General features: G+C 70.7%; 12 protein-coding genes. 2 read left to right on the plus strand and 10 right to left on the minus strand.

The window, feature by feature from the left end:
- Window positions 1–307: 307 nt before the first annotated feature.
- The gene (locus tag ACGFIV_RS08580; RefSeq protein WP_358552999.1) at window positions 308–949 is read right to left on the minus strand and encodes a pyridoxamine 5'-phosphate oxidase family protein; all 642 of its coding nucleotides are present in this window, start codon (window positions 947–949) and stop codon (window positions 308–310) included.
- A gap of 67 nt (window positions 950–1016) precedes the next feature.
- On the opposite strand from ACGFIV_RS08580, the gene ACGFIV_RS08585 reads away from it, so the two are divergent.
- Window positions 1017–2414, plus strand: a complete 1398-nt coding sequence (locus ACGFIV_RS08585) for a PLP-dependent aminotransferase family protein (protein WP_358552997.1) — start codon at window positions 1017–1019, stop codon at window positions 2412–2414.
- Window positions 2415–2440: 26 nt separating this feature from the next.
- Here ACGFIV_RS08585 and ACGFIV_RS08590 read toward each other — a convergent pair whose 3' ends face one another.
- From ACGFIV_RS08590 to ACGFIV_RS08600, 3 genes are all read right to left on the minus strand, one after another.
- Window positions 2441–3604 (minus strand): DegT/DnrJ/EryC1/StrS family aminotransferase, encoded by a 1164-nt coding sequence (locus ACGFIV_RS08590; RefSeq protein ID WP_358552995.1) that lies wholly within the window; start codon window positions 3602–3604, stop codon window positions 2441–2443.
- Between the two features lie 77 nt (window positions 3605–3681).
- Entirely contained in the window at window positions 3682–4764 is a 1083-nt protein-coding gene (locus tag ACGFIV_RS08595) for a GNAT family N-acetyltransferase (RefSeq protein WP_358552993.1), read from the minus strand.
- Window positions 4765–4887: 123 nt separating this feature from the next.
- The gene (locus tag ACGFIV_RS08600) at window positions 4888–5421 is read right to left on the minus strand and encodes a hypothetical protein (protein WP_358552991.1); all 534 of its coding nucleotides are present in this window, start codon (window positions 5419–5421) and stop codon (window positions 4888–4890) included.
- A gap of 323 nt (window positions 5422–5744) precedes the next feature.
- On the opposite strand from ACGFIV_RS08600, the gene ACGFIV_RS08605 reads away from it, so the two are divergent.
- The gene (locus ACGFIV_RS08605) at window positions 5745–7130 is read left to right on the plus strand and encodes a xylan 1,4-beta-xylosidase (RefSeq protein ID WP_358552989.1); all 1386 of its coding nucleotides are present in this window, start codon (window positions 5745–5747) and stop codon (window positions 7128–7130) included.
- A 65-nt stretch (window positions 7131–7195) separates the two neighbouring features.
- On the opposite strand, the gene ACGFIV_RS08610 is transcribed toward ACGFIV_RS08605, so the two are convergent.
- The 6 genes from ACGFIV_RS08610 to ACGFIV_RS08635 form a co-directional block, all read right to left on the minus strand.
- Complete coding sequence (locus ACGFIV_RS08610; protein ID WP_358552987.1) at window positions 7196–9652, minus strand: hypothetical protein; 2457 nt, start codon at window positions 9650–9652, stop codon at window positions 7196–7198.
- Window positions 9649–11037, minus strand: coding sequence for a hypothetical protein (locus tag ACGFIV_RS08615; RefSeq protein WP_358552985.1), 1389 nt, complete (start codon window positions 11035–11037; stop codon window positions 9649–9651). The genes ACGFIV_RS08610 and ACGFIV_RS08615 overlap by 4 nt, the downstream gene beginning before the upstream one ends.
- 49 nt (window positions 11038–11086) lie before the next feature.
- Complete coding sequence (locus ACGFIV_RS08620) at window positions 11087–11887, minus strand: polysaccharide deacetylase family protein (RefSeq protein ID WP_358552983.1); 801 nt, start codon at window positions 11885–11887, stop codon at window positions 11087–11089.
- A gap of 4 nt (window positions 11888–11891) precedes the next feature.
- Window positions 11892–12878, minus strand: coding sequence for a glycosyltransferase family 2 protein (locus ACGFIV_RS08625; RefSeq protein WP_358552981.1), 987 nt, complete (start codon window positions 12876–12878; stop codon window positions 11892–11894).
- A gap of 5 nt (window positions 12879–12883) precedes the next feature.
- Window positions 12884–13651 carry a glycosyltransferase family 2 protein gene (locus ACGFIV_RS08630; protein WP_358552979.1) on the minus strand — a complete coding sequence of 256 codons (768 nt, stop codon included), beginning with the start codon at window positions 13649–13651 and terminating at the stop codon, window positions 12884–12886.
- Between the two features lie 193 nt (window positions 13652–13844).
- Window positions 13845–14963 carry a GNAT family N-acetyltransferase gene (locus ACGFIV_RS08635; RefSeq protein ID WP_392833209.1) on the minus strand — a complete coding sequence of 373 codons (1119 nt, stop codon included), beginning with the start codon at window positions 14961–14963 and terminating at the stop codon, window positions 13845–13847.
- Window positions 14964–15063: the final 100 nt, after the last annotated feature.

Consider the following 15063-nt stretch of genomic DNA (forward strand, 5'->3'; position numbering starts at 1 on the left):
ATCACGCGAGAACGAAGCCTAACGATGGCGTGGCTGATCCGTGATGTCTAAAGGGATATTCCGCATATTGTCGACACCGTTGTCAGCATTCGGCGGCAGGAAGCCCGGCCGCCCACGCGAGTCCGCCGGCGAGTACTCGATGGCCACATGGGTGCCGGACTCCCCGTGGGTCGCGAGCACCACCCGCACCCCGGCGCCGGCGCCGAGTAGCCGCACCTCGGTGTAACCGGGGGACGGTCCAGTCGCGTGGTGTACCACCCACACATGTGGGACGCGCACGCCCCCGGCGGGGTTGGCGGCCCGTACGTTACGCGTGCCGGCCGCGGTCGGCGATGTGGGCCGGTACGGGGGTTCCCGGGGCGAGCGCGGGGTCGGGTTCGGGGGCGCCCCAGCTCACCTGGAGCGGCAGCACGCCCGCCCACACGGGCAGCGCGTAGTCCTCGTCATCGTCCACGGGCGGGCCCTGCCGCACCTTGACCGACGCCTCGGAAAGGGAGAGCGCCACCACGGCGGTGGCGGCCAGTTCCTTCGCGCCAGGCCGCCGCACGGTGTCCCACTGGCCGGGGGCCAGTTGCTCGGTGATCGCCCGCAGCGCGGCCAGCCGCTCGTCCGCGTCCTTCACCGGCCGCGCGGTGCCGTAGATCATCGCCGAGCGGTAGTTGACCGAGTGGTGGAAGGCCGAGCGGGCGAGCACGATCCCGTCGAGGTGGGTCACGGTCACGCAGACCTCGCCGCCCGCGCGCAGCGAGGTGGCGCCCGTCGATCCGTGCAGGTAGAGCGTGTCGCCGATCCTGCCGTACCCCGTCGGGACGACCATCGGAGACCCGTTCACCACGACCCCGAGGTGGCAGATCAGCCCGGCGTCCAGGATGGCGTGGAGCTCGGAGCGGTCCGTGCGGCCTCGCTCCTTCGAGCGGTTGAGGGCGGTGCGAGGAGTCGTGGAGAGCATGCCGCTAACGTAGGCACCAAGTGGACTGGCGGTGTATGTCCACTCGTGATGACTTCCGGGAGACCACTTGCGGGATCACGTCGACCTTCCCCTCTTCCTCGACCGTGGAGCGCCGGTCCCGCTGGCCGTGCAGCTCGGCGACCAGTTGAGGGACGGCATGCGGGCGGGCGCGCTGAAGTCCGGCGAGCGCCTGCCGTCCAGCCGGGGGCTCGCGCGGCTGCTGGGCGTCAGCCGCACCGTCGTCACCGAGGCCTTCCAGCAGCTGTACGCCGAGGGGTGGCTGGAGGGAAGGCACGGCTCCGGCACCTACGTCGCCGGCTTCTCCCGCTTCACGCCCGGCACCCCAAGCGCCATAGAGGCTCGTCCGGGGGACGGAGGCGCGGACGGTGAGACGGCGCCGGGCGTCCCTGCCAGGGGGACGATCGACCTGCGTCCCGGCCGGCCCTGGGTGTTGGACTACGACAGGGCCGCCTGGCGGCGTGCCTGGCGACGCGCGGCGGACCGGCCGCCCTCCGACACCGCCGATCCCTACGGGCACCCGCGCCTGCGCGAACTGCTGGCCGACCACCTGCGCCGGGCGCGCGCCGTACCCGTGGGGCCGGAGAACGTGCTGGTCACCCGGGGAACCGGCCACGGCGTCGACCTGATCGCCGCGACCGTCCTGCGGCCGGGGGACGGGGCGGGCGTGGAGGAGCCGGGCTACCGCACCGCCCGGCGGGTCTTCGCCGCCAGGGGCGGTCGCATCGTGCCCTGCCCCGTGGACGAGCAGGGCGTCGTGCCCGCCGACCTCCCGGACGACCTCCGGGTGCTCTACACCACCCCCGCGCACCAGTACCCGCTGGGCGGGAGGCTGCCGATCCCCCGCAGGGAAGGGCTGCTGGCCTGGGCGCGCCGTACGGCCGCCCTGGTGGTGGAGGACGACTACGACGCCGAGTTCCGCTACGACGTGGCACCGCTCCCGGCCCTGTACGGCCTCGACCCCGAGCGGGTCGTGCTGCTCGGCACGCTGTCGAAGTCGCTCGCGCCCGACGTGGGCATCGGGTGGCTCGTCGCCACGCCCGGTCTGCTCGCCGAGATCGCCCGCACGCGCACGATGCTGGGCGACCGCACCTCGGGGCCGGTCCAGGAGGCCGTCTCGGTGCTGCTGGAGCGCGGCGACCTCGACCGCCACCTGCGGCGCATGCGGCTGGAGTACGCGCGCCGCCGCGCCGCCATCGTGGAGATCCTCGGACCGCGCGTGAGCGGGGACTCGGCCGGGCTCCACGTCTTCCTCCGGCTCCCCGAGGCGTCCGTGGCCCCGCTGGTCGCCGAGGCGGCCGGGCGGGGGGTGCTCCTGGACACGACGGCACGGCACCACCACGGGCCGCCGCGCCACCACGGGCTGGTCATCGGGTACGGCTCGGCGTCCCTGGGCGAGGTGCGGAAGGCCTGCGCGGTCATCGCCGAGCTGGCCGCCGGCCTGTGAGCCGCGCCCCGCGGATCCGCCCGCGGTCAGGCGGCGCGTTCGGGCGGCGCGCTCAGGAGGCGGTGGTCGGGGGGCGGAGCCGGTCGCAGCGACTCGACGATCGGCAGGGCGCGCTCGGCGTACAGCGGGTCGACGGGGAGCACGTGCCGGGCCCACCACCGGGCGGCTTCCCGGTCGGGTGACGGTTCGACGAACGGCTCGGCGTAGTCGTCGTACGGCGGGTCGTAGAGGTAGCCCGTGGGGACGCCGCGGCGCCCCAGCGCGGCGACGGCCTCCTCACGATCGGACACGAGCAGCGGCACGCGGAAGAGCGGCTGGTCGACGTGGTCGAGCACCCCTCGCGCCACGGTCGGCAGCTCAGCCAGCCTGGCGACGCCCGCCAGCCTCCTGTCGCGCTCTGTCTGGAGGCGGCCCAGGCGACGCCCCTGGTACCACCGTGCGACAGCGCCGCGTGAGCTTCGGTAGTCGTGCAGATCGGCCCGCACCCAGGAGTCCAGCGCGGGAAGGCCGGGCGCCTGCGCGATCGCCGGGCGCAGCTCCTCCGGCCGCAGGGCGATGCGGTAGCCCTCGCGGGGCTCCTGCAGGCCCATGATCCGGGCGAGGCGCATGGCGGGGCGGGCCATGTCGAACTTCAGGGCGAGGCGGCGGCTGACGGAGGTGGCGACGCCGAAGAGGTCCCTGCCGAGGGCGCCGGGCTGGAGCAGCAGGTCGCGCTCGCGCTCCAGCGCCCGCCGGTCGGCGACGCCGTCGACCACGAGCACGCCCCCGGCCCCGGCCCCGGCGTGCTTGGAGAGGCTGAAGACGCCCGCGACGCCGAACGTGCCCACGGGCCGGCCGTCGACAGACGTCTCGGCCGCGTGGGCGGCGTCCTCGATCACCACCAGCCCGCCCATGGCGAGCACGTCGTCCGGCAGGCCGTACAGGTTGGTGGTCAGCACCGCGTCGACGGCGCTCAGCAGGACGCGCGCCATCTCGATGTTGCCGTCGAGGACGGAGACCGGCGCGATCACCGGGATGAGCCCGGCCGCGAGGACCAGGAAGACGATCTCGTCGGCCGAGATGGGCGACATGAGAAGCCGCTGGCCGGGCGTGCACCAGTGCCTGAGGGCGAGGTAGAGGCCCAGCCTGTTGGACGGCAGGTAGACGCATTCGCGGCCGGTACGGGCCGCGAGGAGTTTCTCGGGGCTCACTGCTCCTCTTTCCACCGCCTGGCCTTTCGGCCGCCTAGAGGGCCAAAGCAGAAAGTTAGCGCATGGGAGTGGTCCCGTTACGACGCGATGGAGGTACGGATCTTCCCGTAGGTCTTGAGCGCCAGGTCAGCGGTCTCCCGGAGCATCGAGTTGGCGAGGACCGTTCCACGCGCCTTCCGGACCGGCACGCGGACGAGCCAGTGGACTCCGGCCCCCGCGGAGGGCCGGGCGACCCGGCCCTCGGCGACCCAGAGCTCGCCGGTCTTGAGCTTCTCCTTGTACTCCTTCTCGCCGCGTCCCATGTCGATCAGGCGGATGCCGGCGCCGGCAGCACGCTCGGCCATCGCGAGGTGGTGGATCAGGCCCGGGGAGTACTTGGCGAAGGCCGGGTCGTAGGCGGGGAACCAGCCGGCGAGGGTCGTCTTGGTGCGTAGCCCGAAATGTCCGGCGACCGGGCGGCCGTCGACGTAGATCATGTCGAGCGAGGCGCCGAAGTGCTCGGTGTCGATCCGGAGCAGGTTCTCGACCAGGCGCAGGATCCATGGGCGCGAGAACCTGTCGGCGCGGCCGGTGCGGCGGTACTGGTCGGTCTTCCAGTCGATGAGGGTGCGCAGCACGCTCGCGTCGAAGACCCCGAAGTCGTGACGGAGCTCGCCGAAGTCACGCTGGAGCTTGCGTGACTTGTACGCCGTGGACTTGTAGGTCTTGCCGGACACCTGCTTGAGCGTCTCGACGTAGGCCTCGTAACCGTCGGACAGGTCGATGACCGGCGACGGGTGGCGGGTGTGCTTGGCGGGGACCAGCGGCTGGGTCGCCTGGAGGTGGTCGAACTCGAACACCGCGAGCCCGCAGGACTTCATCAGCTCCTGCGGGTCGAGTTCGATGTCCTTGGCGTGGACCATGCCCTGGGCGTCCGTCAGCCCCGCCGCCATCGGCATGCCGATGCCGAGCTGATGGCGCTCGTACGGGAAGAAGCCCACGATGTCGGAGCCGTCGGTCAGGACGGCCACGCGCGCCTGTTCCCGCACGCGGCCGGTTTCGATCGTGAATTCGGGCGACAGGAAGGGGCTGTCCAACGAGGGATCCCCGCTTTGAAGCGCCCGCCACCGGGCCGCCTCGGACGGGCCGAGCTCCCGAGGATGGACGACGGAGATGCGCATGGGCTCCTACTGGGTGGCGTTGTGAGACGAGAGCGAGGCCCGCGTCTTTTACCCAGCTTGGTGCCTGGGGTGTAATAGTACGATAAAGATCAGATCACGGTGCTGTTGTGATACCTGACAGTTTTATCGCTCTACTTTTTCCGCCGCGCATTCCTGGTCCATCTCCTCGCGGGGCCGGGGCACCTCCAGGGCCGTAACGTGCCCACCCACGATGCGGTGGACGTCGATAGGCCCCGGGTCCCCCTCGACGGTGCCCGGCACCTGAGAGTTCCCGAAGTGGCCGCCTCTGGCCCACAGCCGGCGGCTGCCTTGCGCCGCCACCGAATGGGGATAGGGGAGCGGAGGCCCGGCCGGCCAGCGGCGCGGGACCTCCCACGAATCGAGCCAGCTCAGGATGTCGTCCAGCCCGTCCAGCTTGGTCTCGGTGAAGGGCTCCTCCACCGATCCGAGCACGCGGATCTGGACACACACCCGGCCGTGCCTGTTGAGATCGCCCGGCAGGCCGTTCGCCGCCCTTGTAGGGGGGAGGGACTGCATGATCTGCCCGGTGACGGGATTCCACACCAGGTGGGCGGGACGTTTGGTCTGTACAAGCCGCTGGGCCACGGATCTGGCCGACACCCGATGGGGATCGGTCGGCCAAAGAAACCAGACCACCCGGGGAACTCCTCCGAGCATGGGGCCGGAGTCCTCGAGAGCGGGAATTCGACTGGCGACGGGCAGCCATGCCTGGGCCACTGTGCCCCCTCAAATCCTCGGTCGCCGGGCTTTATACCCCTTTCGCGAAGCGGTTGACACCTTGTGATCCTTGATTATTAGTTGAAGCCCCGTGCGAAGACTTGGTTTCGGAGACCGTTTTGGGGCAGTTTGCCGCCATATGGCGGCTGTGACCTGGGGGCGGGTGATGGCGAGCCATTGTTCCTTGGCCGACATCGGAATCATTCAAGAGTTCCGCAAGCCTCAACGGATACGGTGACTGAGTGTTGGAGAGCAACGGTCGGCACGCGCGGAGCCGTTACGTCCCCCGTGGGCCGGTCGCCGTCGGCGCCGGCCTGGTAGCGCTGGCCATGGTGGTCGGGCTCCTGGCCATCGCCGCCCACCGGGGCGGCGGCCGCTCCGACGGCGTGGCCGCCACGATCCTCGCCACGCCGGAGCCGCCTCCCACCCTGGAGCAGCCGCCCGTCGTGGACTCCTGGCCGCGCTGGGGCGTCACGCACACCCAGTACAGCGCCGACAACGAGGACCGGGACGTCCACACCCGCGTGAGCGACCTGTTCAGCCGGGTCCCCATGCTGCAGAACCAGCACATCATGGGCTGGGGGGCGGGCAACCCCGAGCCCGCGCCGGGCAAGTACGACTTCCGCGACCTCGACCGCCGGGTCGAGCTCATGGCCGCCACCAAGGCCCAGCCGGTGCTGACCCTCTGCTGCGCCCCCGACTGGATGAAGGGCGGCGCCGAGGGCCGCACCGACTGGGGCAAGATCGAGGGCGCCCCGCTGCGCGACCACTTCGACGACTTCGCCAAGCTCGCCGCCACGGTCGCCAAGCGCTACCCGACCGTGACGCACTTCATGGTCTGGAACGAGTTCAAAGGCTTCTGGGACGACGCGCACAACAACTGGGATGTCGAGGCCTACACCGACCTCTACAACCGCGTCTACGACGCGGTGAAGGCCGCCAACCCCAAGGCACAGGTCGGCGGCCCGTACATCCCGATCGACAGCCACGTCTCCTCCGCCAACGCCTCGACCATGAGGGGTCCCTGGGGGGCGGTCGACAGCCGGGCGCTCGACGGCGTCGACTACTGGCTCAAGAACAAGAGGGGCGCCGACTTCATCGTGGTCGACGCCTCCTCGGCCACCAACGACCGGGGCCTGGTCCCCGACGAGTTCACGGCCGTCAAGAAGTTCTCGGCGGTCACCACCTGGCTGCGGCAGAAGAGCGGCGACCTGCCGGTCTGGTGGGCCGAGTGGTACGTCGCGCCCGACAGCGCCGACTGGGACGAGCGGCACCGCACCGCGGTGCAGACCGCCGCCATGATGGAGTTCGCCAGGAGCGGCGCGGCCACCGCGCTCTACTGGAACCCCCAGCGCCGGGTCGGCGACGACTGTCCCGGCTGCATGTGGTCGCCCGGCGCGGGCGACGAGATGCCCATGGCCGGTCTGCTCAGCGGCTTCACCCGGTGGTTCCCCGCCGGCGCCCGGCTGGTCGACGTCCCGGTGTCCGACCCGCGGGTCCAGGCGCTCGCCGTGCCGAACCAGATGATCATGGTGAACACCACGGGCGAGCCGCTGTCCGTCGACGTCGACGGCAGGGCGTTCCAGCTCGGCCCGTACGACGTCAAGTGGAGCGACCGCGGGCAGTGAGGTCCCGCGCCCGTACGGCCATCGCCCGTACGGCCCGCGCCCGTACGGCCTGAGACCTCACGCCGTCAGCCTGAGGTCAGGGTCACGAACCGCTCCACGATGACCGCCATCGCGGCCAGGGCCATGACGACGCCGAGGATCACCAGCTTCCGCCTGCCCCGTGGAGCGCGCTCCGTGCCGCGCAGCCTCGACAGCTCCGCCGCGAAGAGGGTGGAGACGGCCAGGGCCAGGGCGACCAGCCCGAGGGGCGTCCACGGCGTGGAGCGGTCGCCCACCATCGTCACCGGCGCGGGCGGCGGGATCTCCGACCCCTTCGGGTACGAGGCCAGTGTGTAGATGGCGGCGTCGGTGTTGGAGAAGACCCGCTTGAGGCTCGGCGAGGCGTCGAGCGCCACGCGGAAGCGCTCACCCCACCCGGCGGGGAAGCCGTGGTTGAGCTCCAGGTACGCCGCCTGCCCTCGGCTGGTCATCACGAAGCTGTTGGGCGGCTTGGAGCGCAGCCCCGTGAGCACGCCGCTGAGGTCGGCGGGGTTCTCGTTGACGAGCGCCTGGTAGTACTCCACGCGGTCGATGTCGCGCTCGCGCCACGGGATCGTCGGGGTGACCTCCTCGCCGAGGACGGGCACCAGGTAGAACAGCCGGGCGCTCGGCCGGTCGTGGGCGTAGACGTAATGCATGGCCGCGGCCTCGCCGGTCGTGACCCGCTCGAACTTCTCGTTGCCGTAGCGCGCCACCAGGAACGCGACCGCCAGTGCCAGCGCCGTCACCGCCGCGAGGACCGCCGAGATCCGCCGCGTCGTCCCCGGGTCGAACCGCAGGGGCCGTGGACGGCGCCTGACGGGCACGGTCTCGCCCTCGCCCTCGCGCGCGTCGCTCGTATGCTCGGGGAGGTTCGGGAAGAAGGCGTACGCGCCCAGGACGCAGGCGGCGGGCAGGGCGAACATGTAGACGCGCAGCCCGATCTCGCCGCCGTAGCTCTGCAGGCCGAGCGCCAGCACGGGCACGCACAGCAGCACCGCGGCGGTGCGGTCGCCGACCCCGCGCCGCAGCCGGCGCAACAGGCCGATGGCGGCGAACAGCAGGATCACCCCGCAGATCGCGAGCCGCACCTTGAGCACGATGGCGTGCTGCGGGTCGGTGCCGATCAGGCGGTCGCCCGTGTTCTCCTGCAGGTTGGCGAAGATCTTGCCGATGCCGCCGAACAGCTCGTTGATCCGGCCGCTCCAGAACGGCGTCGCCTGGTAGTTGATCCAGGCGATCACGATCAGGCCGAGGAACACCGGAAGCCCGAGGGACAGGGTGCTGCGCCGCAGCAGGATCAGCCCGGTCAGGGCCCCCAGCATCATGAACGGCGTGATCTGGTGGGTCGCCGTGGTGGCCACGAACAGCCCCACGAGCAGCGTCAGCAGCACCACCCGGTCGGTCACGGTCGTGGGCCGCGCCGGCAGCTCACCGGGGGACAGCCGGTCGAGCCGGGCGAGCAGGCGCCGTACGAGCCCCTTCGCGGGCAGCGGCGCCGTCCTCGGCTCCGCGCGGCCGAACCAGCGCATCAGGATCGCGACGAAGACGAGATACAGCGCGTAGGTGAAGCCCTGCGGCGAGAAGTAGTCCTGCCCGATCCACTGGACCAGGACGAACAGCAGCGCGGCGAACCAGCGGGCCCGGGTGGTGGCCACGAGCTGGCGCAGGATCAGCACGAACGGCAGCAGGTAGAGCAGGTTCGAGATGAACGGCGTCCACTGCAGCACGGTCGAGGGGTCCTGGATCCCGGCGGCGCGCAGGACGAACCCGAACAGGGCGAAGAAGCCGGGCCAGGCGAAGCGGGCGTCGAGGCCCGGCAGCGCCTCGCCGGCACGGCCGATGTACTCGGCGAAGCCCGCGTGGACCCACGCGGTCGGGAAGCGCGGCTCCGCCTCGACGAGCGCCGCCGCCCCGTGCAGGGTGAACGTGATCGCCGCGAGCTGGAACAGCAGCAGGCCCTTGCGGTCGGTGTTCTGCGTCAGCGTCACGAAGAACGACACGATGATCAGGGCGATGGCGGCGAAGGCCGTCACCGGGAGGACCGAGACCAGCCCCAGTCCCTCGATCTTGTCGAGGTCGACGCCGCGCATGATGCCGTGCGGCACCCGCAGCGCCAGCACGTACATGACCAGTCCCTCGATGGTCAGCAGCGGCGGCAGCCACGAGGCCGCGCTCGTCGCCAGCCGGGTCACCCGGGACGGCCTCTCCGCGATCACCCGCTCGGGCTCCGGCGTGGCCGGGGGTGCGTCCCCGGCCTCGTCTTCGGGCTCGGCCGTCGCCGTGGGTGCGGGTTCGGGTACGGGCGTGGGCCCGGCGGGGCTGGGCGGCTCGTCGAGCTTCAGGGGCTTCTCGGGCGCGGGGGAGGGCTGCACCGCCGGGGCGATCGGCAGGGACACCGGGCGGGTCATCTCGGATGTGGCGTCGAGGTCCACTTCCATGTCGTCGTCGGCGAGCCTCGCCGCCGGCTCCTTTTCCACCTCGTTGCCCGTCCGTTGACTCACGTAGACCATGATGCGGCCTCGGGCGCCTCCCGCGCGCTGGACGACTGCGGCGTTTCCCCATGATTAAGAATCTTGCGGAGCCCATTGAAGATCAACAGGGCGATCAGGGCCTCGCTGAACAGCAGCCCGTAGCCGACCGAGGTGATGCCCGCCACCGGCAGCAGGACCAGCGAGGAGGACAGCACGAGGACCGCCAGGCCGATCTGGACGAGGGCGAGCTTGCGGGCCTGGCTGCGGGCGCGCAGCCCGCTGAGATAGATCTCGATGAGCACGCGGGGGAGCGCGGCGAGGGCCATCAGCCGGAGCAGCGGGGTGCCGTGCTCGGAGAAGCCAGGCCCGAAGACCGAGAGGATCAGCGGCGCGGCGAGGAACGTGACGGCCGACACCGGGCCGATGATCAGGTACGAGCGGCGTAGCGCCTGGCGGCAGTTGGCGGCCAGGCGCGACCGGTCGGTGGACCCCTCCACGGTGAGGGAGGTGGCCATGTTGATGGCCAGCAGCTCGATCATCGCGCCCAGGGTCTGGGCCATGGCGAAGTAGCCGAACAGTTCCCCGCTGACCCGCGAGGCGACGTACACCGGCAGGAAGTAGACGATGGCCAGGATGGAGAACGCGCCGGGATAATCCCCTGCGAGGAAGCGGCCGACCTCGCGGAACCTCGGCGGCCGCGACCCCTCGGGCGCCAGGCGGGCGTGACGGGGCACGAGGACGCCGAAGATGAACAGGTTGATCGGGATCAGCGCCAGAGCGGTGGGGATGATCCAGGAGACGTAGATGCCGTCGTCCGGCAGGGCCCCCGCCAGCGCGATTAGCAGCCCCATCTTGACCACGCCGAAGCACAGGCTGTTGACCGGCACCCACACGGCCTTGCGCATCCCGGCCAGCGCGACGTCCTGGAGGGTGAAGACCGACCAGATGGCCACCGAGGCGAGGAAGAACAGGCCGGGGCCGACGCCGGCGAGCGTGGCGTAGTTGTCGCCCCAGAACGGCAGCGTCAGCAGGAACCCGCCCGCCGCCACGACGGCCGTGAGGGTGGCGACGAGGTAGCCGCGGCCGATCAGCGCGCCCGTCCGCCTGCCCGCCACGGGGATGAACCTGGCGAGCGCGCCGGTCAGGCCGAGCGCTATGAGCCCGGCGAACAGCCGCATCGCTGTGATCAGCGCCTGGCTGCGCCCGAAGTCCTCGGGGGTGTAGAGCCGGGCGGCGAGCAGCCAGTAGCCCATGCCGAGGATCGCCGTGACGCCGGTGTTGGCCATCAGGGCGTATCCGTTGAGAAAGAGTGGGTTGCGCAGGTCGCGTAGGAGCCTTCGCCACAGAACGGCCAGCCTTCCGGCCCTGGGCGCGTCCGGCTGCTTCGGCCTGTCGTCGGCCACTGTGGTGTTCATGGTCGCGTCACCCCCCTCTTCGACGCGCGGCGTCTTCCCCGCGGTTACCTCACTCACGCCCGACCACGTGGCGCAGGCCGTACCGTGTGCGGCGCACCATCGCGTAACCCTTGGTCAGCGCGTGTTCCTTCAGGTAGATGAGCGGCACGCCGCGCCCCTCGACCGCCCGGCGGAAGCGGTCCATGGTCGTCGACCGGCCCACGGTGAGCCGGGGCAGCGCCATCACGTCGCCGGAGTCGGCCGCGAGCGTGTTGGCCACGGCGCAGGCCGCCCAGTAACCGGCCTTGCGCACCTCCCTGCGCACACGGGCGCTGGAGTAGCCGTACGGGTAGGCCATCGTGGCGACCGGGCGCCCGACCTTGTCCTCCAGTAGGGCCTTGTTGCGCCGGAGCTCCTGGCGCAGCGCCGCGTCGGACAGCTGGTCGAGCTGCGGATGGCTGTGGCTGTGCCCGGCGATCTCGATGCCGCAGGACACGGCCTCACGCGCCTGGCTCCAGCACAGCATGCGGTCGAGTGGTCTTCCCGCGGCGTCGCCGCCCGCGTCGCTCACCCACCCGCTGGTCAGGAACACCGTCGCGGGAAAGCCCAGTTGCTCAAGGACCGGCAGGGCCTCGCTGTGGAAGTCGGCGTACCCGTCGTCGAAGGTCACGACCACCGGCCGCTCGGGCGCCGGGGCGCCGCCCGTGCCGTACAGGGAGGCGACCAGGTCTCCGAGGGTCAGGGGGGTGAACCCGCGGTCCTTGAGGTAGGTCATCTGGGACTCGAACACCGAGGGACGTACCGCCAGTGGCCGGGTCGCGCTGTTCGGGCGGTCGGTCACGGAGTGGTACATCAGGATCGGCACGCGCATGTGCTCACCGTTCGTGGTCGATGGATCGTGCCGCGCGGTTTCCCCGCGCGCGCAGCCGGGCGGAGCCCACGGCGTACCCCCACGTCGTCCAGGCCAGGCCGGTGACGATCGCCCCCGCCCTGGCCAGGCCGGTGAGATCGCCCCGCAGGGCGTCTCCCACGCCGCGAAGGGCGCCCATGGGCAGCGTCTTCATGGCGTGGGCGCGCTCGCTCGACAGCCCGTCGCCCGCGCCGACCTCCCGCGCGACCAGCGCCTTGGAGAGCCCTTCCGCGTAGCACCGGGAACGGAAGTAACGGAACGTGGCCCGCGACGCGGGCACTCGGTGGCCGATGACCGCCCGGGGCTCGAACATCATGATCGAGCCCGGCCTGCGCTGGGAGAGCCGGATGCAGAACTCGGTCTCCTCGCAGCCCAGCGGGCGGCTCTTGCGACCCTGGACACTGCGGCCGATGCCGGAGTGGAACCCCCCGACCTCGGCCACCACCTCCCTGCGGAAGGCGGCGTTCCCTCCCATCACGTTGCGGATCGGCTTCCTCTCGGCCGGCAGGCCGCGGTAGGTGCACCCGATGGTCCAGTCGAACTCCTCGGGGAACCATCGCGGCCGGTCACCGTTGTCCCAAAGTGGCCTGGTCAACCCGCCAACCCCCACGACGGTCGGGGCGCCACCCGGCTCAACGGACATGGCCTGCTCGAACGCGGCGAGCCACTCGGCGTCCGCGACGGCGTCATCGTCCAGGAAGGCCACGACGTCGCCGGAGGCGGTCGCCACCCCGGTGTTCTTGCCACCGGACAGACCCCGCTCGTGGGAGTTCTCCACGACGATCGCGTCGGCGTACTCCCGCTTGAGCCTGAGGTGCAGGTCAGGGTTGTAGTCGACCACGAGGATCAGTTCGTACGGCTGACGCCTCTGGCTGCGCACCGATTGCACGGCGGCCCTGATGTCGTCCCACCGGTCTTCGGTGTAGACACAGATGACGACGGAGATGTTCATCCCGGCTATGCCGCGCCCTGGTCGGCGGCCGGTTGGGCCGTCGGAGCCGGGACGGCCACGGTCAGGGGACGGCGCCACTCACGCATGATCGTCTTGAGCACGCGCCAGCCGTCGCGCACGACGCGGAGGTTGCTCTCGCCGTGGATGCGGCACCTCTCGTGGCTCGGCACCTCGTGCACGCGCAGCCCGGCCCTGGCCGCGCGGATGTTCAGCACCGTCTCCACCTCGAAGCCCTCGCAGTCGAGGTCGAGGACGTCGAGGTGACGCGCCCAGAAGGCGTTGTAGCCGTAGCACAGGTCGGTGTACCGGGTGCCGTAGATGCGGTTGACCAGCCCGCGCAGCACGCTGTTGCCGAGTCGACGGCTGATCGTGAGGTCGTCGCTGCCGCCACCGCTGGCGTACCGCGAGCCCTTGACGAAGTCGGCCCCGGTGACGAGCGCGCCGACGAAGTGGATGATCTCCCTGCCGTCGGTCGAGCCGTCGGCGTCGATCATCACGATGATGTCGCCGGTGCACTCGGCGAACCCGGTGCGGAGGGCGTCTCCCTTGCCCTTGCCACGTTGCTGGATCACGCGGAGGTTCGGGCGCAGGCGGCGGGCCACCGCCACGGTGTCGTCCGTGGAGTTGCCGTCGACGAGGACGATCTCGTGGATCCAGTGGGGCAGCGTGGCGAAGACGTGCGGAAGGTTCTCCGCCTCGTTCATGGCCGGTACGACCACGCTGACGGTCGGCGAAATGGCCAGGTGCGGGGTGAGAGGGGTGAAACGGTCCACTGCCGGTAGTGGCCTCAGGCTGTGAAGCTGAGGTTTCCCGCTGTGCTTGGTGATCTCGGGACTCATTTGAGGGATGTCCTTCCGGGCGGTCTGACATCGGCGGCGACTGCCAATAGGACCGGCGCGACTGGACGGAGAGGGGTTTCTCCGCCCCGGTCAGATCAATAGAGGGTGGGCTCGCTTCCGGGGACCTTCAGCTCGCCCCCGAGGGTTCCTTATGTATGGACTGGGGCTGTACGGAGGTGCGGACCCGCCCGAACCCCTTCAGCAGGCGGTCGGCCAGCCGGTAGAGAGAAGGACGGTCGACCACTATGTTGCGTGCCTTGTTCACAGGCGTCCGGCCCATCCAGTGGACGGCGGCCGTCGCCGACGGACGGGAGACCCGGCCCTCGGTGACGTGGATGACGCCGTTCTTCAGCCAGCCCTTGTACTCCCGGCCGCCCTTGCCCATGTCGACCTGGCCCAGACCGTGAAGCGCGGCCTGCTCCGCCATGTGCAGGTGGTGCATTATGCCGGGGGAGTACCGGGCGAACTCGGGGTCGTAGGCGGGGAACCACCCGACCAGCGTGTGGTGCGTACGCAGGCCGAAGTGCCCCGCCACCGGGGTGTCCCCGGCGTAGAGCATCGTCAGCACGCCGCCGAACGACGGCGAGTCGGCGCCGTGCATCTCTTCGATGAGCTCGACGATCCACGGCTGGGCGAACCGGTCGACCCGCCCGGTGCGGCGGTACTGGTCGGACTTCCAGCTCGTGAGGGTGCGCATCGTCTCGGGGTCGGCCGCACACCACTCAAGCCGGATCTCGCCGTGCTCGCGCGCGAGCTTGCGCTCCTTGTAGCGAACCGTCTTGTAGTTCTTGGGAGAGTTGACGCGCACGTACTCGATATAGGAGTCGAACCCGCCGGTGAGGTCCATCAGCGGCACCGGGCGCACCGCCGACTCGTACGGCCCCCAGGTGGGCTGGTCCGCGACCATGTGATCGAAGTCGAAGACCGAGAGGCCGCACGCCCGCAGGAGCTCGCGGGCGCAGATGTCGAGGCCGGCGACCGAGATGAGCCCGTGGCAGGTGGTCAGCCAGCTGCCGAGGGGCTTGCCGATGCCGAAGGCGTGCCGCTCGAACGGGAGGAAGCCGACCACCTTGCCGCCGTCCTCGATGACGGCGACGCGCACGTACGAACGGAGCCGGCTCAGAGCCAGAGCGAACTCGACCGAGAGAAAGGGGTTGTCCAGTGACGGAGCCGCGTGCTGTAGTTCACGCCAGCGGGTGAGCTCCGGCTCTCCGAGCTCCCCAGGCCGAACGACCGTGACTTTCACCTTGACCCGGCCCCCTGTTCGGTGTGCGCACTGCCGTTCCCCCGGTACAAAGACCGAAGAACCCACATGAATCCACCGAGCACCGCGACGGTGGCCACTC

Source organism: Sphaerisporangium sp. NPDC049003 (assembly GCF_043197795.1).
Taxonomy (GTDB): Bacteria; Actinomycetota; Actinomycetes; order Streptosporangiales; family Streptosporangiaceae; genus Sphaerisporangium.

Bases quoted from the DNA above. Each gene is read 5' to 3' on its own strand.
- ACGFIV_RS08580 (WP_358552999.1), bottom strand. From the start codon at position 949: ATGCTCTCCACGACTCCTCGCACCGCCCTCAACCGCTCGAAGGAGCGA.
- ACGFIV_RS08595 (WP_358552993.1), bottom strand. From the start codon at position 4,764: ATGCGCATCTCCGTCGTCCATCCTCGGGAGCTCGGCCCGTCCGAGGCG.
- ACGFIV_RS08615 (WP_358552985.1), bottom strand. From the start codon at position 11,037: ATGAACACCACAGTGGCCGACGACAGGCCGAAGCAGCCGGACGCGCCC.
- ACGFIV_RS08620 (WP_358552983.1), bottom strand. From the start codon at position 11,887: ATGCGCGTGCCGATCCTGATGTACCACTCCGTGACCGACCGCCCGAAC.
- ACGFIV_RS08625 (WP_358552981.1), bottom strand. From the start codon at position 12,878: ATGAACATCTCCGTCGTCATCTGTGTCTACACCGAAGACCGGTGGGAC.